Raw genomic sequence first — 24,704 nt, 5'->3', positions numbered from 1 at the left:
CTTAATGATTCTATTTAAGAAGAGGTATATATGTACACTAATATTTTATTTGCCACTGACTTATTAAATGAACACAGTCATCTCATAAAAAAAGCTGCTGCAATTACAAAGCAATTTAACGCAAAGCTCTTTCTTTTACATGTTATCGAATTGCCGGCAAGTATTCAGCTAGCTCAAGGACTAGGCTTTACTGAGTTAGCTAATCCAGCTAAAGATGACGCACAAACGGTTTTATCGCTTCTTGGTGAAACGCTAAACATACCTGTTAAAAATCAATTTGTAGAAATTGGCTCAGTCAAAGAACACATTTTTAATAAAGTTAAAGAACTACATTGCGACCTTATTATTATTGGTAGTCATGCATCGTCTGGACTACACTCTTTTCTAGGAAGTACGGCAAGTGCAACAGTAAATCATGCACCCTGTGATGTATTAACATTACGAGTTTAAATTTTTAACTGTTCACTGCACAAGTCATTTCTTGGGGACTAGCCAGGGCATTATCGCCTTTGAAAACTAAATTGATCTATCCAGATCAGATGTTCATCGAAGCATTGTTTGGATTTTTTCACTAAAGATTTTATGCTAAAAAACATTTCTTAGAATGACACCAATTAACCCCTTAGTATATCTTTATACTCTAAGTGGCTAACATTTAAACCGCTAAGCTCGTTAAAAAAATTAATGAGCAAATATTTTCCTAGTTATTATATTTAGATTCTGAATTGTCAATTAGGGGATTTCCCTCATTCAGGACTATTTTTGCAATATCATCTTTACGCATGAATACTACATCCTTATGTTGTTTGGCATATTGGATAAATTGATCCATTGCTTCAACCATAGCAGGGGTGCCTCCTATTCGATCATGCAAGGAAATCACCATCATTCTTCTTTTTGTTGCCCCTTCCGCATAAAGACGATCAAATTCCAGCTTTAATTGATTGAGGAACTGATTTGCCGAAAAATTTCTACCTTCTATAAGAACAATATCATTATTACGTACTGTATACGGAACTACTGCAAATTTTTTCCCACGAACCATAGTTACAAATGGTTCATCGTGACTTAGGTCATCAATATGGTATAGAAAATTTAAATCCTGTAATATTTTTAGTGTATTAATACTCCGACGCAGCCAGTTAGAATTATATCCCACAGCTTTAGCACCCGTTATTTTTTGTATGGCATCAACTCCATCTTTAACAAAAACCTTTTCTTCATCATAAGGCAAATTATACTGGTTGCCCCAACGCATGCCGTGTGCTGCAGCCTCATGACCACGATTTACAATATTTCGAGCTAGTTCTGGATTTTTTAAAACTGCTTCCCCCACCATAAACGAAGTAACTTTAATATTGTGTTTATCCCAAAGATCAAGCATACGCTCTATCCCCTCTTTATAACCATATCGATACCAACTATTTGCTGGTAGATCTATATAACCACTAGGTAATGGGCTCCCGGAAAAGGGACTTTCTGCACCTTCGGGTTGGCCACCTGATTCTAGTTGCATAGAGATAGATATCACAAGTTGAGCTTTATTGGGCCATCGTTTATTTGCATAGCAGGAAACAGTAAGACATAGTAAAATAAATACAATAACAACTGGTCTTGTTCTATTCATTAATAGTCTCTTTTTGAAATGTAGGATCAGCTTACACTGTACTATTACATTATGTACATACTTTTATATTAATCAAACGCTTATCGACGCCCATTCAGTAGGACAGGTATTATAAAAGGTTACTCATGCAATTATTTTAACCATTGCTTATTCGCACCCATCATTCGCTGGTAACTGCAGTTTAAAAAAACACTTATATTGATGTGTCAGCGATGATCAATGAACTTGACCATTTTAAAAAAACTTCTGTAGGGTTTAACTCAGAAAGAACACTGACAATGAGTTCTTCATAGAACCCCTCGTATGTTAAATTATTTTTTACTTTTAACCCGCTTCATTAATCTTCTTTTTTTGTTTACTTGTCTTTGCGATAATTTATTTTTTTTCTCAGCAAAAGGATTATCGCCTCCCTTAAATTCAATTTTTAAAGGAGTTCCAACTAACTCTAAATGTTTAATAAACTCATTGTTTAAGTAGCGCTTATAACTTTCAGGAAGTTCGTTTAATTGATTGCCGTGAATTACAATTATTGGCGGATTATGTCCACCAATATGGGCATACCTTAACTTGATTCGGCGGCCATTAACACAAGGTGGAGTATGTTTTGTACTGATATCCTGTAATAGTCGGGTTAATCTGGGTGTGGAAAATGATTGCGTAGCAGAAGCATAAGCTTCATTTATATCTTTAAATAGCCCACCTACACCACTTCCGTGTAGTGCAGATATAAATCGTATTTTGGCAAAATTAGCAAAATGTAATCTTCTGGATAGTTCGTCTTTTACCCGTTCTTTATGCTCTTCACCAAGTCCATCCCATTTATTAACTGCAATAACCAAGGCTTTACCAGACTCAATAATAAAACCAAGTAGATTCATATCTTGATCCGTTATACCTTCATTGGCATCAAGAAGTTGCAGGCAAACATTGGACTCTTTTATCGCCTGCAATGTTTTTATCACAGAGAATTTTTCAATTTTTTCATCAACTCTTGACCTGCGACGCACCCCTGCTGTATCTATAAGAACATAATTTTGGTTTTCTCTTTCAAAGGGAATCGATATACTGTCTCGGGTAGTTCCAGGCATATCATAAACTACAACCCTTTCCTCACCTAAAATTCGGTTTATTAATGTTGATTTTCCAACGTTTGGACGACCTGCAAAAGCAATTTTAATTGCATTGTCATTGGTTATGTCCTCTGTTTCATAACTAAACGGGGTTAATACCAACTCCAGTAACGTACTGATACCACTCCCATGTGATGATGAAATCGAGTGTACATCGACTATCCCTAATGATTGAAAATCAGAGCACGCTATATCATCATCCAATCCTTCGGTTTTATTTACCACCAAATGAATTTTTTTATTCAGTTTTCTTAAATTATTAGCGATATTTTCATCGATACCCGTAAGACCAGATCGACCATCAACGATAAACAGTACAACGTCCGCTTCATTTAGGGCAATTGCAGACTGTTTTGACATTAAGCTATCAACAGCAATATCATCAACTCCAATACCCCCAGTATCAACTACAATATAAGGCCTATCGTTGAACTGAGCCTGTCCATACTGCCTGTCACGGGTTAATCCAGGAAAATCAGCGACAAGTGCATCCTGTGTTTTCGTCAGTCTATTAAACAGTGTTGATTTTCCTACATTTGGGCGCCCAACAAGGGCAATAACAGGGATCATTAATTTAACTCACAGATAATTGATTGAGCATTCCATTGTCGGTTAGTACATACAGTTTATTTCCAACTACATTTGGAGATATGGTTACTGCACCAGGTAATTGCGAACGTGCTAATAATTCCCCTGTTTGTGATCCGATAAAATGTAAATACCCTGTTTTATCCCCAACAACCAAGTCATTGCCAATAATAACAGGTTCAGTAAGTCCTCTGGCTTTTAATGAAGTTTGTTTCCAATTTACATGCCCCGTACGTTTATCCAGAGACCAAATGACATCATTGCTATCGGTTAAATATAAAGTATCAGAGCTTAATACCATATTTTTATAAACTGAACCTTGTTTTCTCCAGATAAACTGACCGTCGGTAAGCGATAAGGCACCAATGTATCCCTGATAACTGGCTAAATAGGCAACTTTATCTTTTACTATAGGATCGGAGTCGATATCTACCAAGCGCTCCACATCACTGGCACCTGTAGCATATGCAATGCTGCGCTGCCAAACCAGACGTCCAGTTTGAAGCTCCAAAGCATCTAATTGCCCATCAGAAAAGCCGATAAGAACTAAATTATCCACTATAATTGGGGAGGAGCTTGCTTTTAAAACCAGGCTAGGTGAGCCATGCTCAGCTGTCCATAATTGTTTACCATTGACAGCATCAAAGGCAAAAACTTTCCCATCAATTGTCTTTGCGACTACCTTTTGATGAGATAACGCAGGTGAAGAAAGAACTTCGCCTGAAACTTTATTTTGCCATAACTGTTTACCATCGGCTTGATTTAGCAAGGTTACTGTAGAGGCATTTGTTCCAACTGCAATAAATCCCTCTGATACACTTGGTCCACTGACAATACCGTGTTTTAACTGAGTAGACCAACTGATTTTACCATCACTTTTATTTACTGCCTGGATTAAACCGCTTACATCAGCGGTATAAATTATATCGCCACGAATTACAGGCTTAAGCTTTAAGTACTCTTTCGCTTTATGCGCTTTTCCTACAGGCGAACTCCAATTTTGTGATACTTTAACTCTGGGTTGAATTTGCTTTAAATCCTTGGGTTTGGGAGTATTATCTTTTCCAAGCATATAATCATCAACTTGAGCACATCCCTGAATTAGAGAACATATAAATAGTGCTAACATTCTAATTTTCATAAAACTAAAACCTTATTATCAATAAAATTAAGTAGATTGTATTTTTTTATTATCAGAAATCATCGATTGAGTTTTCATCGCTAATTCATTGGTTTTCATTTCTAAAAACAAATTACCCATTCCATTGGTTTTTACTTCATCTATAGCTAAACGATAAGCAGCAATTGCTTCCTGGTACTGTCCAGTTGCACCATAAATATCACCTTTTAATTCATTGATGACAGGCAAATAAGTTTCGTCATCAATAGTGCTCAATTCACTCAAGGCATTTGAATAAGATTTCTTTGCAGCCAATATGCGTGCAATACGAATTTTGGCTATTTGCTTTAGGGCAGTCATATTGCTCTTGTTGGCAACAACAGATAACTCATCTTTAGCTTGATCCAGCTTGTTTTTAGAAACATAAACTTTTGCAAGCGTCATATGAGCTGCATCTGCATATACAGAATGTCCATAATCTTTGATTAATTCATTAGCATAAGATCGTACAGATTTTATATTTTGATCTGATAATGCCATCATCATATTTTCATAAGTTACTGATGCCTGTTGCGTTAATTTATCATTATGCCAGTGCATATACCTGTATCCAGCAATACAAAGGAGAATCAATGACAAGAAAACAGTTACGATATTCCCGTAACGTTTCCACCATTTTTTCATTACTTCTAATTGTTCATCTTCCGTCATATAAACTGACATACTCCGCTCCCGCACTTATCCTAAATAATCGTGTAAAAATTGATTGATATTACTTTGCTCAACGGTTATTTGCTCTATTTCCAGACGCAAATCTTTGATACTAACACGTTGATTTGTAATTTCATCTTCACCTAAAATCAAAGCTAATCTGGCACCACTTTTATCTGCTTTCTTAAACTGACTTTTAAAACTACCACCAGCCGTATTGGTAAATACGGCTATAGCGGGATTGGCATTACGAATTGACTCTGCTATGACTAATCCGCTTAGTACTGCCTGCGAATTTGTGGCGATAATAAATATTGAATTCTTGGTACTACTGTTTTCTAATAAATTCAAGGTTTCCATCAAAAGAAGAATTCTTTCTATACCTAAGGCAAACCCAGCTGCAGGTGTAGCCGATCCGCCAAGCTGCTCTACCAATATGTCATACCTGCCACCTGCACAAACTGTAGCCTGACTACCTAATTTATCTGTAATCCATTCAAAAACAGTATGCCCATAATAATCCAAACCTCTGACTAAAAAAGGATTGATAGTATAAGGTATGCCTAATGCGCTTAACCCCTGACAAAATGACTGAAAATGAGTACGACTATTTTCTTCTAAAACATCAATCAGCTTTGGGGCATTTGAGATTAATGTCTGTAAATCGGGATTCTTGCTATCTAGAATGCGTAACGGATTTCTTTCCAGTCGCTTCTTGCTGTCCTCATCCAACTCATCATAATGATCACGCAAATACTCTACTAATAAGTTTTTATAGCGATGTCGCTCAGATAACTCACCTAACGTATTAACTTGTAATTTGACCTCTTCACCAAAGCCCAGCTGCTTCCATAATCTATGACAGATTGATATCAATTCCAGTTCAATAGTTGAATCCGACATACCAAAAGCTTCAACGCCAAACTGAGTAAATTGGCGATATCGCCCCTTTTGAGGTCTCTCATGGCGAAACATCGGCCCTATATACCATAGTTTTTGTTGTTGATTATGCAATAAACCATTTTCCAAGCAAGCACGTACACATCCTGCGGTTCCCTCGGGTCTAAGTGTTAAGCTATCTCCATTAAGATCATTGAAAGTGTACATTTCTTTTTCTACTATATCAGTGACTTCACCAATTGTTCGTTTGAATAATTGGGTACTTTCAATAATAGGAAAACGTATTTCCTGGTAACCGTATCGCGAAAGGCATTCAACAAATGTTTTCTCAACATACCGCCAGATAGAGGTCCTATCAGGCAATATATCATTCATTCCTCTGATTGCTTGAATTCGTTCAGCCACCCTCTTTCTCCAATGGTGACATGTGAGTTCTTGGTGTCAATAAAGATTGCATTTTGGACAAATCAGTCAACTTAAGCTCTGTAGTCGCTTGATTGAGTGATAACTCAGTTGCTGTTTTATGGGCGGAATAAATGGGTTGGCTGTCTCGATTTTTTTGCCACCAAATACCCACTGCGACCATAACTCCAACGGCAAATACTACAGTGAACCAGCGGATAATATGTTCTGCCTTGTGCGATTCGCGTTTACTTTGCCATAATGCACGTTCTGGTTTTTTTTCAAATATGTATTGCGTATTAAAAACAGCGAGAAATGGATCAGGAGAAACGCCCAAAAGTTTGGAGTACGCGCGTAAATACCCTTTTACAAAAACTGGTTCAGGTAGTAAGTTAAACTCACCATTTTCAATTAACTCAATAATACGTGCTCTTAAATGTAATTTACTGGCTACATATTCAATAGAATAACCTTTTTGTTGGCGTATACTTGAAAGTTGTATTCCTTGATTATTAGTTTCCGGATTATTCATTTCATCCATTGAGGGTGTTGTATTCATTATTTACTCCACTATTATCAGTCTGCGGCTCTATTTTTTTAAAGTTATTCTCATATTCTGCCGCTATATCGTATTTACCTGCTTTGTTAGCAATTTCTTTAGCTAACGATAAAAATATCATATCATTTAAAACCAAATCAGGATGTTTTTGCATCAGCTCCAAGGCCTGAGCGTCCTTACCCTCTTTACTTTCTATTTTAACTAACTCATAAAGAGATACTCTTCTCGATGGATCCTGATTCAAAGCATTAGTAAAGTATAACTTCGCTTTTTCTAGATCAGGAATAGCCTGAGCACAAAGGCCTGCATTTTCATATGCCCCAGCTGTATGGACATATTGTTCGTCTTTCACTGCATTCAAAAAATAGGTTTCAGCTTTTTTGTACTGTCCCCGACGACATAAAAAAGTTCCATAATTATTAAGTTGAGCTCCACCGTTGGAAGATAAAGATATTGCTTTGAGATAGTACTTTCTGGCCTGCTCTAACTCATTGGTTTGTTCAAAATAATACGCGATTGCGGCATTAACATCTGCTGATCTTGGCTCTTGCTTCAAGGCGGTAATAAGTTTCTTTTTTGCCCTTGGCCTGTCGCCTTGCTTTAAATAACCCAAACCTAATTGGACATTAAATGATGCTGCCTTGCCAAGATCAGGTTTTTTACTGGTTTGCTCTTGATTTATTTTATTATGCTGACAGGCCAGTAAAAACAGGGAAGTCATTATTATCAAGAACCGTATAGCTTTCAGCACAATTACCACTTAGATTAGAAATGATTTTGCATTATAACCGCTTACTGAGAAATTGAAAAATGATTTGTCGTCTCATTTATAAAACTAATTAATCTGCTGGAAGAGCAATGTTATTTGTTTGTTCTATTTTAGGAATAAAATGAAGCTTTTGCCATTTTTGTGAGCGACTTGTTCTGTCTATAACTTCACCTGCCAATTGACCACACGCAGCATCAATATCATCTCCACGAGTTTTGCGCGTAATCGTATTAATGCCATGACTGATCAACCGATCTCGAAACGCATCAATAGCAGTTTGGGATGAGCGTTCATACTGCGTCATCGGAAAAGGATTAAATGGGATTAAATTTACTTTTGCAGGAATATCTCTAAGTAGTTTAATCAGCTGCGTAGCATGCTCTATTTGGTCATTAACCCCTTTTAACATGACATACTCAAAGGTTACTTTTCTGCGTGGTTCGTCTTTAAAATAGGTTTTACAAAGTGCCATGAGTTGCTTTAAAGGATATTTTTTATTTATCGGCACCAATTCATTTCGTAATTCATCATTAGGAGCATGAAGCGATACGGCTAAAGCAACAGGGCTAACGGTTCTTAAACGCTCTAAATCAGGTAATACTCCGGAGGTGCTCAAGGTTACGCGGCGCTTTGAAAGTCCATACCCAAAATCATCCATCATAATGTTCATGGCAGAAACGACATTATCAAAGTTAAGTAAAGGCTCACCCATTCCCATCATCACAACATTAGTTACCCGTTTATCATGTGCCCCTTGACTATGGGACAACTCTCGAGCGGCCAGCCATACCTGACCAATAATTTCTGCTGTAGATAAATTCCGGTTAAAGCCTTGTTTTGCAGTGGAGCAAAATGAACAATTCAAAGCACAACCTACTTGAGATGAGACACAAAGCGTACCGCGGTTGGCCTCAGGAATGAATACTGTTTCTATGCAATTACCGCAATCCAGCTTTAGTAACCATTTATGGGTCCCGTCAGCTGATTTTTGACAGGTTACGATTTCAGGTAACCCTATAAAAGATAAGCGGGAAAGCTTTTCCCTTAAAGCTTTCCCTAAATTAGTCATTTGAGAAAATTCGGTTAAACCAGTCTGATGAATCCATTGAATTAGCTGCTGCGCTCTAAAGGGTTTTTCCCCCCACAACGTCAATAACTCTCGTAACTGCTGATAATTATAATCCAGCAAATTAACTTTTTGATCAGACATGCTCACTCCCGGCAATCTTATCTTACGCAAACTTCATGAGGCTCAAAGAAAAAAGTAATTTCACGGGCTGCATTTTCCAGGCTATCAGAGCCATGAACAGCATTTGCATCAATACTATCAGCGAAATCAGCACGTATTGTTCCCGGAGCTGCTTCTTTAGGATTGGTTGCACCCATAATGTCTCTGTTTTTAGCTACAGCGTTTTCGCCTTGTAATACCTGAATCATTACTGGACCAGAAATCATGAAATTAACCAAATCTTTGAAAAAAGGACGTGCTTTGTGAATTTCATAAAAGCGTTCTGCTTGCTCTTGTGATAGTTGGGTCATCTTTGCTGCAACTACAGTTAACTCAGCATTTTCAAAACGGCTGTAAATTTGACCAATTACAGATTTAGCTACAGCATCAGGTTTAATAATTGACAGGGTTAATTCTTTTGCCATCATGCGCTCCAAGGAGAGGTTAGTATAAAGGGCATTATTATACATTAAAACATAGGCTTCTGGCTAATAAAATTCATGAGGGCATAGGAGCAAGTTCTTTTATTTTTAAAACCCACCCATTTATCCATTCTCTATACCTACATACCCGCTTTATCTACAGCCACAAGTTTTATGATACTTTACCATCACAGTTTTCATCCATATAGTGGGGAAAAACAGGCACCAGACTTTTTAAAGAGATTTTCAATGCTCATAAGAGACCGTTCGGTCTAAACCTCGCCAATCGTCTTATCAAAGTGTAAAGGTTCTCTATTGATCATATCTTGAACAGGGTCAATCTTATATTCGGGCAGGAGTTTGATTAACTCATTGACACGTATAATCGTATCAAAAAACTGTGAACGATAGGAGCGGGCTTGCTCACTAATCTCATTTACTCGCTCCAGAAACTCACGGATTGCACTACTAACATTTATTATACTATTGAACAAATCTGAAAGGTTTTGAAGCAGTTTTTCTCTTAATTCCTGGGTCAGAACTGCTTTGACAATTTCATTAGTTTTTTCTATGAAAAGGTATTTATTATCTATCGAATCAGAACGCATAAGATCACAATGAATTAGTGCATGTGTAACTCCTCTTCTAATCAAACTTTTTTTGACATCAAAATTGCTGTTTGTTAAAGTGTTACTTGCCATTTTAATTCCTGTCTCCAGAGCACCACTCCATTCTTTAGTTATTTTCCTTAAAACAGACTGGCTGCTTGCTATCAATGAATCATGTGCTAACTGTTTATGATGGAATTCATCACCAAGTGTCACAAGCTCCTTTCTTTCATTTTCCAAGGACTCTCGAGTTAAAGCTCCCTGAGCCTCTTCTCCTTTTGCAGTTTCCCCTGATAATAAATAATCAATAAAAAGCTTTTGAACATAAACATGATAATCATTTGCTTGTTGCAACACGATTCCATTCATAACGTGCTTCAAAGGAACTTTTAATATCCAATGATAGAAACTGAAAGGGTTTTTAATAGCCTCTAAAAGCTCAGTCTGAGGAATATTAATTTGGTATGTGCCCAATATACGCTCGGCTGTAATCATCCCGTAAGTTGAAAACCACTGGCTCAATTCTTCGTCAATTTGCTTGTCTTCCATTGTTCATCCAATTTAATTTTTTTAAAGTCTGTGATATAAGACAATTCATTTGAAAGTATAGTGTATTTTCCTGATGGTAAAACGAATAGATGTAGATTTACAAATGTTACATGATTTTCTGCAAATAAAAACTCCAGAACCCTGGTTAAATCATGCAGCAACACATCTCCCCCTTCTATTACTCGATCATGCGCATTGTGAACGAAAAGCTGCAGCAACCGCTATTAACTTCATTAGCAAATATCCGGAACGAAGGGAACTGGTGGCTGTTATGTCGCCCTTGGCACGAGAAGAGTTACTTCACTTTGAAAAAGTGATTAATATTCTGGATCAAAAAGAAATTTCATATAGCCCCTTACAACCCTCGGATTATGCAACAACGCTTCATAGGCAAGTAACTAAAAGAGATGGGCCTGAACGATTATGTGATCAGCTGATTATAGGTGCCATTATTGAAGCCCGCTCATGCGAGCGTTTTAACGCGATACTACCCTTTATTCAGGATATCGAGTTGGCTAAATTTTACAGGACATTAGTTAAGTCAGAATCAAGGCACTTTGAGGATTATCTGGGTTTAGCCAAGTTATACGGCGGGAACATCAGGCAACGAATGGCTGTCTTTTTATCTATAGAAAATAGTTTTATCTTATCCCCGGACACTGTATTTCGTTTCCATAGTGGTATACCGGATATCATTTTAGATCAGACAAAATTTCATCTGCAAAGAGAAAAGCCACTAACGTTGAGGCCTAGCCCTTGCAGAGAACTGGCTAAATGATTAAACCCATAGTTATGCTGGACGGGGAGGAGTGAACGTTAAGTCCGATGTCTCTTCTAAGAAATGAGCCAACCCATCATCAGGATCATTTTTTAATATCTCAAAATCAGTTTGGGTTAATTCCTTTCCATCTCCGTTAACATATTTGTCCTCATCAGTGGGATGTGGTTTATAACCGTTATCATCTAACCACTTTACTACACCTTGCTTAAACAGTATATCAAGCTTACCCATATCACCAACATTATCGGAGCGAATCAAACCGTCTACTTTCAGTTTATTATCATCGGTAAACGTTACATTATGTGCCAAGGAAGGTAAGTCGATTTCTTCCTTACCTGCAAATAAGTGGCGTGCTCCGTCAACAGCCCTAAGTAGTCCTTTATCAACAATCAACTGGTTAAGTGGTATTCTAACATTGACACTCAATGAGCCGTCTAATGCTTTAACTAAAGTCGAATACATTTGTAACAAGCTTATCATTGCACTTCGCCAATCGTTAATAGTGGTTAGCTCTTTATTGATGGCGCGATCGGCTTCATCCATGACCTTTTCCCAAATACTTCTTTTGTTTCCTTTTGAATCAACTTCAGAGTAAATGTCTGCATTCGCTTTATCAATCTCCATAGCGTGTCTGGCCTCTCTTTCTTTCCGTACTTTCTCCCTGTAGGCAGCGGTCTTATTATCCTCTTCCGATTTACGGAGTTCTTTCAGCGCTTCCTGCATTTTAGTGTCTTTAGGCATTTCTCAACTCCTCAAATCTATTCTGGGCGAAATAAACCCCTTTTGTACTATCATAACACAGTAGTTGCGGGTTGTCATCCCAATCGCTAAGTACGTATCGTTTAAATTCCTGAGCCTGTGAATTATAAACGTTTAATCCAGGTTTATGTGTATGTCCGTGTATTAATGTGGCTACTTTATATTTTAAGAGGTGTTTTATAACTGCTCCTTGTACAACATCCATTTCATCCACAGATTTAGTATGGTTGCTTTGACTAAGTGCACGAACTTTCCCTACCAGTCTTTCACGATATTTTAGGGGTAAGCTCAAAAACAACAGGGTAAATAACTTGTTTCTGGTTAACAATCTGAAACGTTGATGTGCCTTATCTCTTATACAATAACGATCGCCATGCGCCAACATTATTTTTTCTTTTCCCAAATTAATAACCGCAGGTTCAGTTAAAACCTTCCAACCGGCGTGTTTTGCAAAAACATCCCCTAACAAAAAATCACGATTACCATGCAGGTAGTACAATGAGATCCCCGAGACTGATAAGGAATGAAGTTGTTTGGCTATCCCCATGCTCCATTCGTCCATAGAATCATCACCAGCCCAGGCGTGAAAAAAATCGCCCAGAATATAAATATTTTTTACCGAGTTTTTAGCCCAAACGATAAACTGATCAAAGCGATACTTAATATTTTTATCCTCTGGATGCAAATGAAGATCGGAAATAAAAACAACATCTATCATAATGGCTCGATAACGATATGCTCATTTAGCAAATAAATTTGACATGGACCAATCATTGGCTCAATAGCATCACTTAAACGATAAAAACCAGCAATTGAAACCAATTCAGCCTCCAGGGAATGGCAGTAAATTCGAGCGTCCAGATCACCAGATATTCCGGCGAGAGCCCTACCTCTTAATGCACCATATACATGAATATTACCATCAGCCAGTAATTCTGCTCCGTGACTTACCGAAGCAGTTACTATCAAATCCGCACCTTTTGCCACCACCTGTTGACCTGAACGAACTGGCATCGTTAGTAGTTTTGTTTTTGCTGACTCAGTAACGGAACTATTTTCTATACCTTGCTCAATTATAGGTTTGTCTTGTGATGTCGAGGCATTCAATACTGCCAGCCCCTGACATTGAGCCAAGGTATCATGCAATGAATTACCCCCTTGAATAGCCACAGGTATCATCCCATGCTCACGAGCAATCTGGCATAAACTTTGCAAATCAAATTCCAAATGATTAACAAATGATAAATCAAAAACAACTGGGGTTCTTTCGAATAATTTGGGGGCTTTAACCACTGTTTCAGCAAATTGCCGGGAAAAAATATCTTTATCAGTGTTAAGAATTTGTAAAACCGTAAACGTATAAAGTCGACCTTTTAGCTTAAATGCTTGAGTTTTAGTTATATTTTCACTCATTTAGATGATATCCATAACTGATATTTTTGTTTATACTAGCATGTGGGAAACAATAACAGAAGGATTACAAAGTGGATAAGCGATGGTTTGAACAATATCAAAATAACGTGCCATATGAAATTGACCCGAGTCAGTACTTATCCCTGGTCGCCTTATTTCAAGAATCATGTGACAAATATACAACAAGAGTTGCTTACTCAAATTTAGGAACTGAAATTACCTATGCTGAACTAAACCATTTAAGCAGGGATTTTGCTGCCTATTTGCAGCAGTTAGGACTGGAAAAAGGCGCCAGAGTCGCCATTATGATGCCTAATGTACTGCAGTATCCGGTTGCTCTTTTTGCTATCTTACGTGCAGGTTTTATTGTTGTTAATACTAATCCATTGTATACCAGTGATGAGTTAATTCATCAGATGAATGATTCAGGAGCTGAGGTGATTATTGTCCTTGCAAATTTTGCAAAAACTGTGGAAAAAGCGTTACCTTCACTGTCGACAATAAAGCATGTAATTGTTACTGAAATTGGCGATTTGTTCCCAACCCTGAAAAGAATAGCAGTTAACTTCGTAGTAAAATACATAAAAAAACTAGTGCCTGCTTTTAAAATTCCACATACCGTTACGTTTAATTATGCTCTCCTTGAAGGAAAGCAATCCCCCTTGCATCATGTAGAACTAAATCACGACGACATTGCCTTTTTACAATATACCGGGGGTACCACTGGTGTAGCCAAAGGGGCGATGCTAACGCATGGTAATCTAGTGGCCAACGTGCTTCAGGCTTATGCCTGGATATCACCACTTGGCATAAGCGACCAGGATATTATTGTAACCGCCCTCCCGCTTTATCATATATTTTCACTTACCGCGAACTGCCTTACTTTTTTAAAAATTGGTGCTAAAAACATACTTATCACCAATCCTCGTGATATAGGGCACTTTATTGATGAAATTAAGAATAGCGGATTTACTGCTTTTACAGGAGTCAATACTTTATATAATGCTCTGTTAAATCACCCCAAATTTAAAGAAATTGATTTTAGTAAATTAAAGTTAGCTCTTTCTGGTGGCATGGCTCTGCAAAAAAGTGTCTCGCTTCGGTGGTCTGAAATGACCAAAACACGGGTATTAGAAGCATATGGATTAACTGAAACGAGTCCCGCTGCCACCATAAATCCCATGTATCTTGAGGGTTATAATGGCAGCATTGGTCTACCACTCTCTTCAACTGATGCATCTATTCGTGATGACGATGGAAAAGAAGTGCCAATTGGTACCAGTGGTGAGTTATGTATTAAGGGTCCGCAAGTTATGACAGGATATTGGAACCGTCCAGATGAAACTGCGCTAGTATTCACTGAAGATGGTTTTTTAAAGACTGGAGATATTGCCAGAATGGATGAAGAGGGCTTTGTTTATATAGTCGATAGAAAAAAAGATATGATCGTAATATCAGGATTTAATGTTTACCCAAATGAAGTAGAACAAGTCATCGGGATGCATCCCGGGGTTTTGGAAGTTGGCGTTGTTGGAGTAATTGATGAAGAGTCTGGAGAGCGTGTTAAAGCATGCATCGTAAAAAAAGATCCTGAACTCACTGCCGAGCAGATTATTGCTCACTGCAGAGAACATTTAACTGCCTATAAAATTCCAAAAATTGTGGATTTTTATAAAGAACTCCCCAAAACTAATGTCGGTAAAATTTTACGACGCTCACTCAAAGAAAATGGATTAGCAGCCAAAGGTGAATTAAGTACAAACACAGTTGTTACTACATAGAGCTATTATAGGGGCTTTTGCCCCGATTAACTTGTTCATTAAAAATATTGGGAGTATACCCGCATAGGAGGGGTAAAAAATAATGCGGTTATCCTTTGTTACAAGCTTGGCTAACGCGCCATAAGGGGTTCTTGTCGTCCTCTACTGTTTTACTATGCAGACCATCCAAATAAATAATGGATGAAATTAGCTATTTATAAAATTAAATGGCTAATTGCTTCATAATACGTGCTGTAGCACCCCATACCAACTCATCGTTGGGTATAAACGCACAGCTTTTAAATCGGAATCCATTGCGCTCGACCATTACTTCTCTATAGTTTATCGGATTTATCACCAAATGCATGGGTATAAAGATTAAAGCAGCTACTTCATTAGGGTCTTGATAGTAAGGTCTGATTGAGTCAATACTAGCCAACCAAGGATGAATAATTGTGCCTGACACAGTTCGTTCAATTTCCAGTTTTTTTATTGGAGAAATTCGATCAGCTGATATACCTAACTCTTCGTGAAGCTCTCTTAGTGCTGTAGCGTATAAATTTTCATCTCCAACCTCTTGTCTACCTCCGGGAAAACAAATTTCTCCAGGATGATGGTGCAATTGATTGCTGCGTTTGGTCAGAATTAAAAAATCTGTTACTAACTCATGCATCACCATTACGGCAGATTGAGTTGACCTGTTATCCAATAGTTTATTTAAGCCCATTAATAATCGCTGCTATCTTGATGTAGCACTCACGATATTCATCTTCGCTATTAGAGTCAATAACTATTCCTCCACCTGCGGCTAGATGGAGAATATCTTCTCTAGCACTTATAGTGCGTATTGCAATATTAGTATCAAAACGTCCATGCTGAGAAAAATAACCAATGCTTCCGCAATAAATGCCACGAGCATAACGTTCTTGTTCGTTGATGATCTTCATTGACTCTAACTTCGGTGCTCCTGTGATGGATCCCCCTGGAAAACAAGAGATAAATGCGTCAAATGGGTGGACTACATCAAGACACTGTGCCTCAATATCGCTAACCAAATGATGTAAGGCATTGTAACTTTGAACAGCACAAAGATTAGAAACATGAACTGAACCGGGAAAAGATATTTTACCAAGGTCATTTCTTAATAAATCAACTATCATCACATTTTCAGCACGATTTTTTGCACATGAAGTTAATTGGTTTTTTAATTGTTCATCTTCAAATGAATTACAAGAGCGCCTGATAGTTCCTTTTATAGGTGAAGTTAATAATTTACCTTTATCATTTAATAAAAATCGTTCTGGGGAGAAACTAAGTATACTTGCTTCTTTGGTTTTTAAAAAAGCAGAAAAAGGTACCGGGTTTTTAGCACATATTTTTTTATACATTTCCCAGGTATCCCCCTCATATGCTGCATGGAAAGGTTGTGTAAAGTTAACCTGATAACTTCTCCCTTCTTTTAAAGCCTGGTGTATAGCCTGAAAAGAATTTTGATACGCCTCTTTTGTTATAAGTGGTGTGAAACCCGATTTAACTGTAAATTGTTTGCTTTGAGTTTCAGATGATATTGCCCGCCAAAGTTTAATGATTTCTGGCATAATATCTGCGGTGGCTGAATGGTTATTGGCAGCAAAAAAGATCACTTTTTTTAAATAATGATCCACAATAATTGCCCAGTCATATAATCCAAGATCCAATAATGGCATATCCTGGAGAGTTGATTGTGCTCTTGAGTTTATACCGTGCAAACGAGCCCCTAAATCATAGGAAATATAACCAATAGCACCCCCTTGAAAAGGAAGATCACTTTCGGATGGTTGTAACGATAATTTTTTTTTCAAATGATGCAGTACAGAAGCTTTATTGCACGTATTTTCGGTAATAATAATTCGCTCATGAGGACAGGCACTTAAAATATCATATCGCCCATGCGCACGATCCGTACTCTCGAGGAGAACAAAACCTGGTAAATGAGACAACTTTTGGTAGGATGCCTGTAAAAAAAGCGGGTAATCCAATAACACTGACGTTGTATTATCTAGTAAATTCACTTAACGACTCATAGTTGTTTAGTTTTTTTTTTCTAATCTGTGAGTAATGATACCCAAGGAAACTCACATTTAGAACAGGCTAAATCGGTATCGCATACAATTAAAAATTCTAATCAGGAATTGTAGCTATACCTCGTGAATGGAGAAGCCCTTTAAAAAATAAAATAATAAAGATGCAGTAAAAGTTTACTATACCAAAAAGGGAAAATCATCCTGATCAACTCGAAAAAGCGATAGGGAGGCTAATAACCCGCTTCGTTCATCAGCAATTAAACCAACTCATGCCTGCAAAACCAACAACAGATGCATTCAGATCATACAAATGGCTCTCTAATTTCAGTTCATTGATACTGGTTTTTAAATTAATTTGTGAGTATCCTATGCCATTGTGTTGTTGACAAGGAGCCAGGTAATGACAACAGTTGCTCAATTTGATATTACATTCTCACAATTTCTGAATGAAGAAGGTAAATTGGTCGGCTCATTGCCTGCAATTGCCGAAAACCATTCATCGCTAAAGGAACTGTATAAAGTAATGGTACTTACCCGTACCTTTGATAAAAAAGCGATTGCTTTGCAAAGGACGGGTAAAATGGGAACTTATGCTCCGATCAATGGCCAGGAAGCAATTTCCACGGCCATAGGTCATGCGATGCGCCCAGAAGACGTCTTAGCTCCTTATTATCGAGATTATGCTGCCCAAATACAGCGTGGCGTGAAAATGGCTGAAATTCTGGCCTATTGGGGTGGCGACGAACGAGGCAGTCAATTTGCATGTGATTCTCAGGATTTACCTATTTGTGTACCCATTGCCTCTCAGTGCCTACATGCTGCGGGTGTTGCCTTTGCTTTTCAGTATAGAAATGAGTCACGAGTTGCGGTCGTCTGCATCGGTGAAGGCGGAACGTCTGAGGGTGATTTTTATGAAGCAATGAACGTTGCTGGCACCTGGAATTTACCTATGGTTTTCGTAGTAAATAATAATCAATGGGCTATTTCTGTACCTAGAGAAAAACAAACAGGAACGCAAACTATCGCACAAAAGGCAATAGCGGCGGGGTTTTCTGGCATGCAAGTTGATGGAAATGATATTTTAGCTTCAAGGCAAATTATAGGGGATGCTATTGAAAAAGCACGTCGTGGCGAGGGACCTAGCTTAGTTGAAGCAATAACCTACCGTTTATGCGATCACACTACTGCGGATGATGCTACCCGCTACCAACCCTCAAGGGAAGTGGAACTAGCGAAAACTAAAGAACCGATAACCAGGTTCAAGCATTATCTTACTGAAAATAAAATCTGGACGGCCGAAGAAGAAGAGAAATTAGTAATAGATTGTGCTCAGAAAGTAGAACAGGCAGTTGTAGAATATATGACTAGAAAACCCCAGCCTGTCAGTAGTATGTTTGATTATCACTATGCCGATTTACCAGAGTATCTGGTAGAGCAACGTGCAATAGCCATGGAGGAAGCGGATCATGCCTGATATTACTTTGATTGAAGCGGTAACTCAGGCTCTGGCTTATGAGTTAGACCAAGATAAAAAAGTGGTTGTCTTTGGTGAAGACGTTGGAAAAAATGGGGGCGTTTTTAGAGCTACTGCAGGATTACAAGAGCGGTTTGGTGAAAAAAGAGTTTTCGATACACCCTTAGCAGAATCGATGATTGCTGGCTTGGCAATTGGCATGTCCATACAAGGTTTAAAACCAGTTGCTGAATTTCAGTTCATGGGATTTATTTACCCTGCTATGAACCAAATTATTTGTCATGCGGCACGAATGCGAAACAGGACTCGCGGACGACTTCATTGTCCTATAGTTTTTCGCGCTCCCTTTGGGGGTGGTATCAGAGCACCAGAACATCACTCTGAGAGTACGGAAGCTTTGTTTGCCCATATCCCCGGGTTACAAGTAGTAATCCCCTCTTCACCCAAAAGAGCCTATGGTCTACTCTTGGCAGCAATGCGAAATCCCGATCCCGTGATTTTTCTTGAACCTAAACGTATTTATCGCCTGGTTAAACAACCTGTAGCAGATGATGGACAAGCGTTGCCCTTGGGTAAATGTTTTACCCTGCAACAAGGAGACGATGTAACCCTTATCAGCTGGGGTGCCAGTATGCATGAAACAATACAGGCTGCCAAACAGCTAGGGGATGAAGGTATTTCTTGTGAAATAATCGATGTGGCCACAATAAAACCTTTAGATATTGAAACGATTTTAGCCTCTGTTGAAAAAACAGGACGATGTGTCATTATTCATGAAGGAGCCAAGACCTGTGGTGTTGGCGCTGAGATCTCAGCTCTCATCATGGAAAATTCGATGACTGACTTAATGGCGCCAGTTCAACGTGTAACTGGTTACGATACAGTAATGCCCTATTTTCAGCTTGAAAAGCAATACATACCTAGTATTGCCCGCATTAAAAACAGTGTTATGAGTATAATGGAGTGATAATGAATATTTTTAATTTACCTGACTTAGGTGAAGGATTACCTGATGCTGAAATTCATGAATGGTTTGTAAAAGAAGGCGATACCGTTCAAACAGATCAACCTCTTGTATCTATGGAAACAGCGAAAGCGGTAGTAGATGTCCCTTGTCCCCAGGCTGGAACTATAGCCAAATTATTTGGCAAGTCGGGAGATGTAATTAAAACAGGTGACCCCTTGGTTTCTTTTGTATCCACTAATGAAAAAACAACTGATAAAGGCACTGTTGTTGGTAATCTCGAGGAAAGTACCGAAATCACCGAAGATAATTTTACCTTTGGGGTGCAACACACTGAACGAGCACGCGTTAAAGCAACGCCTACGGTAAAAATGTTAGCTAAAAAATTAGGCGTTGATTTGCATGTCCTTAAGGGTACTGGCGAACATGGCGTTATAACCAAGCAGGATGTTCAGGCCTATGCGGATAAAATTGCTCAACCTCCAGCTGGATATGAGCCTTTGAGGGGAGTCAGGCGTGCAATGCTAAATAGCATGGTTCATTCCCATGCCGAAATAGTTCCTGTTAGTATTTTCGATGAAGCAGATATCAATAACTGGAAACCTGGAACTGATATTACTGTTCGCTTAATTAAAGCCATTGTAGATGCTACAAAAATTGAACCTGCTTTAAACGCTTGGTTCAACACCAAACACAGTGCCCGGCTATGTTTTGATGAAGTTCATCTTGGATTGGCAATGGATAATGATGAGGGTTTGTTTGTACCTGTCATCCATAATGCAGCACAACTTTCAGATAGCGAACTTCGTCAGGTTATTAATGAGTTAAAGCACTCTGTCAGCAATCGGGAAGTTACTGCAGATAAATTAAAAGGGGCAACAATTACTCTATCGAACTTTGGGAAATTTGCTGGCCGGTTTGCAAGTCCTATTATAGTTCCACCAATGGTTTCCATCTTGGCAGTAGGCAGGCTCTATCAAGCCGCTGTCGCAACTCCAGATGGTAAAGTTGAAGTCCATAAGTTACTGCCCCTATCAATTAGTTTTGATCATAGAGCCGTAACTGGTGGGGAAGCCACTCGCTTTTTAGGTGCGGTCATGGCGTCATTGCAAAAGGCATAACAAACGGATCAAATCCCGGTGATTTACACTGGGATTTTCTAGTTTATAGCTAACGAAAGTATTAGAATCTTGTACTTCATTAAAACAACTTACCAGCTTTCCCATGTCATCTTTAGTTCACTACCTCAGCCACTCCATGAGGTCAAGCAGATCGCAGAGTGTGGAGCGAATAATTAATGAATCCCTGTTATTTTAAACCCATTTTTTTTGTTGCTTTGCTATACCATTAAGCAAGTTAGCTAATCTGCATCCAGCAAATAAAATTTGCTTTTGTGCTGTATTTTGGGCATGCATTTGGTATCTTTTACTTGGAATTTTATGAGCACTAGCCGTATATACTTGAGTCATAGCAATCTTATGGGACTCCTTAATCCACTGCTGGGGTTTCGTTTTATCATTTGCCAGACTGCAAGGCCATTTTTTTTCCAGTTGCGATGCTTTATTTCTAACTTGAATTATTTTTCTTTGTCCAAGTAGAATTCCAGCACCATTATCCCAGTATTGATGTAAGTTGTTCCCTATTGGATTTTTACCTAACGGATATAAATTACCACCCAGATCCCCTTTGGGTAGGTGCTTGCTAATTTTAGTCCCGGTATGTAATGGTTGATGAATGTCCCCTAGCAAATGGGTCAAAATTCGCAAACTCAGCTCTTTATCTGCAGGACTGGATTTTTGAGATGATAATACTAAAATAGCCTGCTTTATCCCCCACAAAGCATTAATATTCTGCACAGGAGGAAGTTTCGTCTGATCCCTTGTAAAGGGTATGTCAATATAATGTAGACTATCAAACCAGTGCACATCATTTTTTCGTAATTGATCCAGCCAAACTGCTGCAGTCACAAAATTGAGAGCTGGCTTTGATGAATATAAGGTACCATTATATCCATCACACATTTTCCTGGCTTTTGGTGTTAAATTATCATAGGCAATTTGGGCAACTAATTTATGCCCAAATGCATTCCAGGCATAGTTATTACATGCTAAAAACAATAAAAACAACGTACCCAGAATACGAGTCATCAATTTAACCTAAATAGGGAGACCATGCAGGTTCCTGAACATCACCCTCACGTGCAGGAAGTCTCATTCTGATTCTACCATCTATAGAAACGATACCCAAAACTCCTTTATTATGAAAACGCGTAGCATAAAGCACCAATCGACTGTTGGGAGAAACAGAAGGGGATTCATCGAGTCCAGAAAAAGTCAAGCTGGAGACAGGACCACCCTTCGCACTTTGCAAGCCTATATTGAAGTCTCTGTCATCTCTATGCAGCATCACTATATTTTTCATATCAGGGGTGTAGGAAGCACGAGCATTATAATTGCCGTCAAAGGTAACCCGACTTACTTGTCCATCTGCAAATGATAAACGATAGACCTGAGGTGCCCCCCCTCTTCCAGAAGTAAATAATAAACTCGTGCCATCAGGAGAAAAGCGGGGCTCAGTGTCGATTGCATCACCAAACGTTAGTTGTTTCATAGTTCCTGAGCTAATATCAATGTTATAGATTTTCGGTGTACCGCTCTTGGATAAAACAACTGCTAAATGACGACCATCAGGCGACCAGGCAGGAGCTCCGTTAATTCCAGGAAAATTGGTAATCAATCGACGCTGTCCTGTTTCAACGGAAACTGTATATATTTGCGCTTTCTTTTTCTCAAATGATACGTAAGAAATTTCTTTACCGGCGGGTGACCAGGACGGAGACATTATGGGCTCCGAAGAAACAAGTAAGCTTTGGGGATTATACCCATCAGCGTCAGCAACTTCTAATGAATAACGCGTTCTTGCCCCGCCTCTTTGTACAGAAATATAGGCTATACGGGTAGAAAAAATGCCACGCTCCCCTGTTAATTTCTGGTATACCTCATCACTAATGTGATGGGCCAACGGTCTCAATTCGTTGGCACTGATTTTATAGGTTTTAGTGAGTAGAATATTCCCCTTTGCAACTGCATCAGCCAGTGTGTAGCTTACTTCATAATGACTTCCAACACGATTTACTCTACCGGACACCACACTATCAGCACCAAGCTGTCGTAGAGTATTTACTGATGATTGTGCGTTCGCACTTTCAGGCCCAGATACAATTTTGAATTGTCCTGACAAAGTCAGGTCATTTTCAATAACGTGAGCTATCTCTTGTGCACCACTATCAGAACCAAAAGAATTAATCGCTATAGGCAAGGCAGAATTAATACCTTGCGTCAGTTCCAAATCAAGAGAAAAGACCTGATTGGCAAGCAATAATAAAAATAATGAAACAATTCGGTTCATGGTTAGTGTTACCCCCTGACTTGTTCTGGACGAACGGTTAAAGTGATATCGCGAAACAAATTAAATGTTTCAACGTCTGTAGGCACGGGAAGCGGCGATGCTTTATATATTGCACTTTGAGCTGATCTATCAAGTAGAGGATCGCCACTGCTATGAGTTAAAGAAACATCAAGTACCATTCCATCGGGTGCCAATCGTATTCTAAATTGACTTGATAAGCTACTGTCAATATTTTCAGGTAATATCCAGTTTCGGCCTATGGCATCAACAATAAGTGCTTTATATTTATCAACTTCTCCAGCAATTCGTGCTTGTTTTTCAGCATTTTGCCTTGCTTGTTGGGCTGCAACAGCGTCTGCTTGTTTTTTTCTTTCCCTATCTGCTTGTGCTTGTTCAGCAGCTGCCTTTTCAGCACGAACTTTTTCAGCAGAAGCCTGCTCAGTTTTGAGCTTATCTGCCTTGGCTTGATCTTCTGCTTTTTTCTTATTGAGTTCTGCACGTTTTTTAGTTTCTAATTCGTGTTGCTTGACCATTTTTTCTTTTTGTTTTTTTAATTCTTCTATGCGCTTGACCTCTAATGCCTTTTGTTCCGCTAATTCTTTTAAATGTTTTTTCTCTTCTTCAATCTGTTTGTTTCGTGCAATTGCAATCTTATTCGCTTCTGCTTTGAGTTTCACAATCTGTTGTTGTTCTTTAACCCTTTGTTGCTTTGCGAGCTGAACCTGGCGATCAAGTTCTTTTTGTCTGTTCAATTCAGCTCTTTGCTTTTGTTCTCGCTCTTGTTTTAAGCGATTTACAGTTTCCATTATTTCTTTATTATCTACACTGACTGCTTTGACTATTTCTGGTTGTGGCGATGCGGCAACAGGCAACTCCATCCCAGGTGTATTCTGAGTCTCATTCTTAAGTACAGGCCGACTGGTGCTGTTATCAGTTAACAGCATGATCACTAAAAATAAATGGAGTCCCAATGCAGAAAAAAAAGCTTTTCGATAGCTGGGAGTACTAATCATGCTCTACCCTCTGTATTTTCATGCGCTGAATCAGTCATTAATCCTACCTGCTCGGCCCCTGCTTGTTTTAATAAAGCCATGGCTTGAACTACTTTACCGTAAACAACGCCCTGATCCCCTTTGACTACAACATTTAATTTTTGTCCAGCTTGCCTGGCTAGCTCAAGTTCAGCTGCAACGCGAACTGTTAGAGCTTGAGCGTCTATAGGATCTGCTGGGGTACTGCTGATATTAAGAAAATAGGCCCCCTGTTGATTAACTGAAACAATAATAGGTTCTCTTTCTGAAGGTTGAAGGGTTTGACTGGCAGCTTTAGGTAAATCAACGGTAACACCTTGAGTTAACATAGGTGCAGTGATCATGAAAATAACTAATAAAACCAACATGACGTCAATATAAGGAACCACATTTATTTCAGAAATTGGGCGTTCCCGTTTGGTTTTTACTCTAATCATT

General features: G+C 38.6%; 25 protein-coding genes. 6 read left to right on the top strand and 19 right to left on the bottom strand.

Features of this window, described 5'->3' with window-relative positions; all coding sequences use genetic code 11:
- Nucleotides 1-30 precede the first annotated feature (30 nt).
- The gene (locus tag HRS36_RS09420; RefSeq protein ID WP_173237110.1) at nt 31-450 is read left to right on the top strand and encodes a universal stress protein; all 420 of its coding nucleotides are present in this window, start codon (nt 31-33) and stop codon (nt 448-450) included.
- A gap of 250 nt (nt 451-700) precedes the next feature.
- On the opposite strand, the gene HRS36_RS09415 is transcribed toward HRS36_RS09420, so the two are convergent.
- The 10 genes from HRS36_RS09415 to HRS36_RS09370 all read right to left on the bottom strand — a co-directional run bounded on the left by HRS36_RS09415 (nt 701) and on the right by HRS36_RS09370 (nt 10,613).
- Nucleotides 701-1,627 (bottom strand): polysaccharide deacetylase family protein, encoded by a 927-nt coding sequence (locus HRS36_RS09415; protein ID WP_173237109.1) that lies wholly within the window; start codon nt 1,625-1,627, stop codon nt 701-703.
- A gap of 311 nt (nt 1,628-1,938) precedes the next feature.
- A complete protein-coding gene (gene der, locus HRS36_RS09410; protein WP_173237108.1) occupies nt 1,939-3,327 on the bottom strand; it encodes a ribosome biogenesis GTPase Der in 1,389 nt (462 codons plus the stop codon).
- Nucleotides 3,328-3,331: 4 nt separating this feature from the next.
- Nucleotides 3,332-4,486, bottom strand: a complete 1,155-nt coding sequence (bamB, locus tag HRS36_RS09405) for an outer membrane protein assembly factor BamB (RefSeq protein ID WP_173237107.1) — start codon at nt 4,484-4,486, stop codon at nt 3,332-3,334.
- Between the two features lie 27 nt (nt 4,487-4,513).
- The gene (locus HRS36_RS09400; RefSeq protein ID WP_173237106.1) at nt 4,514-5,188 is read right to left on the bottom strand and encodes a YfgM family protein; all 675 of its coding nucleotides are present in this window, start codon (nt 5,186-5,188) and stop codon (nt 4,514-4,516) included.
- A gap of 15 nt (nt 5,189-5,203) precedes the next feature.
- Entirely contained in the window at nt 5,204-6,451 is a 1,248-nt protein-coding gene (gene hisS / locus HRS36_RS09395; protein ID WP_226905640.1) for a histidine--tRNA ligase, read from the bottom strand.
- A gap of 22 nt (nt 6,452-6,473) precedes the next feature.
- Entirely contained in the window at nt 6,474-7,037 is a 564-nt protein-coding gene (locus HRS36_RS09390) for a helix-turn-helix domain-containing protein (RefSeq protein WP_173237104.1), read from the bottom strand.
- Nucleotides 7,012-7,788 (bottom strand): type IV pilus biogenesis/stability protein PilW, encoded by a 777-nt coding sequence (pilW, locus tag HRS36_RS09385; protein ID WP_173237103.1) that lies wholly within the window; start codon nt 7,786-7,788, stop codon nt 7,012-7,014. Before pilW ends, HRS36_RS09390 begins: the two co-directional genes overlap by 26 nt.
- 88 nt (nt 7,789-7,876) lie before the next feature.
- Complete coding sequence (gene rlmN / locus HRS36_RS09380; protein ID WP_173237102.1) at nt 7,877-9,016, bottom strand: dual-specificity RNA methyltransferase RlmN; 1,140 nt, start codon at nt 9,014-9,016, stop codon at nt 7,877-7,879.
- A gap of 17 nt (nt 9,017-9,033) precedes the next feature.
- A complete protein-coding gene (gene ndk, locus HRS36_RS09375; RefSeq protein WP_173238502.1) occupies nt 9,034-9,459 on the bottom strand; it encodes a nucleoside-diphosphate kinase in 426 nt (141 codons plus the stop codon).
- 269 nt (nt 9,460-9,728) lie between these two features.
- Nucleotides 9,729-10,613, bottom strand: coding sequence for a hypothetical protein (locus HRS36_RS09370; protein WP_173237101.1), 885 nt, complete (start codon nt 10,611-10,613; stop codon nt 9,729-9,731).
- 73 nt (nt 10,614-10,686) lie between these two features.
- On the opposite strand from HRS36_RS09370, the gene HRS36_RS09365 reads away from it, so the two are divergent.
- On the top strand, nt 10,687-11,391 hold the full coding sequence (locus tag HRS36_RS09365) for a MiaE family protein (protein WP_173237100.1): 705 nt from the start codon (nt 10,687-10,689) through the stop codon (nt 11,389-11,391).
- Between the two features lie 12 nt (nt 11,392-11,403).
- On the opposite strand, the gene HRS36_RS09360 is transcribed toward HRS36_RS09365, so the two are convergent.
- From HRS36_RS09360 to minC, 3 genes are read right to left on the bottom strand one after another with little or no spacing between them, the layout of a single operon-like run.
- Nucleotides 11,404-12,135, bottom strand: a complete 732-nt coding sequence (locus HRS36_RS09360) for a hypothetical protein (RefSeq protein ID WP_173237099.1) — start codon at nt 12,133-12,135, stop codon at nt 11,404-11,406.
- Complete coding sequence (locus HRS36_RS09355) at nt 12,128-12,871, bottom strand: UDP-2,3-diacylglucosamine diphosphatase (RefSeq protein ID WP_173237098.1); 744 nt, start codon at nt 12,869-12,871, stop codon at nt 12,128-12,130. Before HRS36_RS09355 ends, HRS36_RS09360 begins: the two co-directional genes overlap by 8 nt.
- On the bottom strand, nt 12,868-13,566 hold the full coding sequence (gene minC, locus HRS36_RS09350; protein WP_173237097.1) for a septum site-determining protein MinC: 699 nt from the start codon (nt 13,564-13,566) through the stop codon (nt 12,868-12,870). The genes HRS36_RS09355 and minC overlap by 4 nt, the downstream gene beginning before the upstream one ends.
- Before the next feature lie 71 nt (nt 13,567-13,637).
- Between minC and HRS36_RS09345 the strand changes: the two genes are divergently transcribed.
- Complete coding sequence (locus HRS36_RS09345) at nt 13,638-15,347, top strand: AMP-binding protein (RefSeq protein ID WP_173237096.1); 1,710 nt, start codon at nt 13,638-13,640, stop codon at nt 15,345-15,347.
- Nucleotides 15,348-15,549: 202 nt separating this feature from the next.
- Here HRS36_RS09345 and HRS36_RS09340 read toward each other — a convergent pair whose 3' ends face one another.
- Complete coding sequence (locus HRS36_RS09340; RefSeq protein ID WP_173237095.1) at nt 15,550-16,053, bottom strand: NUDIX hydrolase; 504 nt, start codon at nt 16,051-16,053, stop codon at nt 15,550-15,552.
- A complete protein-coding gene (gene pabB, locus HRS36_RS09335) occupies nt 16,040-17,377 on the bottom strand; it encodes an aminodeoxychorismate synthase component I (protein WP_173237094.1) in 1,338 nt (445 codons plus the stop codon). The genes HRS36_RS09340 and pabB overlap by 14 nt, the downstream gene beginning before the upstream one ends.
- Before the next feature lie 412 nt (nt 17,378-17,789).
- Here pabB and pdhA point away from each other — a divergent pair, with 412 nt between their 5' ends.
- From pdhA to HRS36_RS09320, 3 genes are read left to right on the top strand one after another with little or no spacing between them, the layout of a single operon-like run.
- Complete coding sequence (pdhA, locus tag HRS36_RS09330) at nt 17,790-18,863, top strand: pyruvate dehydrogenase (acetyl-transferring) E1 component subunit alpha (RefSeq protein WP_173237093.1); 1,074 nt, start codon at nt 17,790-17,792, stop codon at nt 18,861-18,863.
- Nucleotides 18,856-19,830, top strand: coding sequence for an alpha-ketoacid dehydrogenase subunit beta (locus tag HRS36_RS09325; protein ID WP_173237092.1), 975 nt, complete (start codon nt 18,856-18,858; stop codon nt 19,828-19,830). The genes pdhA and HRS36_RS09325 overlap by 8 nt, the downstream gene beginning before the upstream one ends.
- Nucleotides 19,831-19,832: 2 nt before the next feature.
- Nucleotides 19,833-20,948, top strand: a complete 1,116-nt coding sequence (locus HRS36_RS09320) for a dihydrolipoamide acetyltransferase family protein (RefSeq protein ID WP_173237091.1) — start codon at nt 19,833-19,835, stop codon at nt 20,946-20,948.
- Nucleotides 20,949-21,140: 192 nt separating this feature from the next.
- On the opposite strand, the gene HRS36_RS09315 is transcribed toward HRS36_RS09320, so the two are convergent.
- From HRS36_RS09315 to tolR, 4 genes are read right to left on the bottom strand one after another with little or no spacing between them, the layout of a single operon-like run.
- The gene (locus tag HRS36_RS09315; protein ID WP_173237090.1) at nt 21,141-21,974 is read right to left on the bottom strand and encodes a S1/P1 nuclease; all 834 of its coding nucleotides are present in this window, start codon (nt 21,972-21,974) and stop codon (nt 21,141-21,143) included.
- Between the two features lie 4 nt (nt 21,975-21,978).
- A complete protein-coding gene (gene tolB / locus HRS36_RS09310) occupies nt 21,979-23,235 on the bottom strand; it encodes a Tol-Pal system beta propeller repeat protein TolB (protein WP_173237089.1) in 1,257 nt (418 codons plus the stop codon).
- 8 nt (nt 23,236-23,243) lie between these two features.
- Nucleotides 23,244-24,248: a cell envelope integrity protein TolA gene (gene tolA / locus HRS36_RS09305; protein ID WP_173237088.1), complete on the bottom strand. Its 1,005-nt coding sequence runs from the start codon at nt 24,246-24,248 to the stop codon at nt 23,244-23,246.
- Nucleotides 24,245-24,703, bottom strand: a complete 459-nt coding sequence (tolR, locus tag HRS36_RS09300) for a protein TolR (protein WP_173237087.1) — start codon at nt 24,701-24,703, stop codon at nt 24,245-24,247. The genes tolA and tolR overlap by 4 nt, the downstream gene beginning before the upstream one ends.
- Nucleotide 24,704: the final 1 nt, after the last annotated feature.

The sequence above is a fragment of the Legionella antarctica genome (genome assembly GCF_011764505.1).
GTDB classification, from domain to species: Bacteria; Pseudomonadota; Gammaproteobacteria; order Legionellales; family Legionellaceae; genus Legionella; species Legionella antarctica.
Note: the sequence above shows the minus strand (reverse complement) of the source record. Positions and strands in the feature narration are given on the sequence as shown.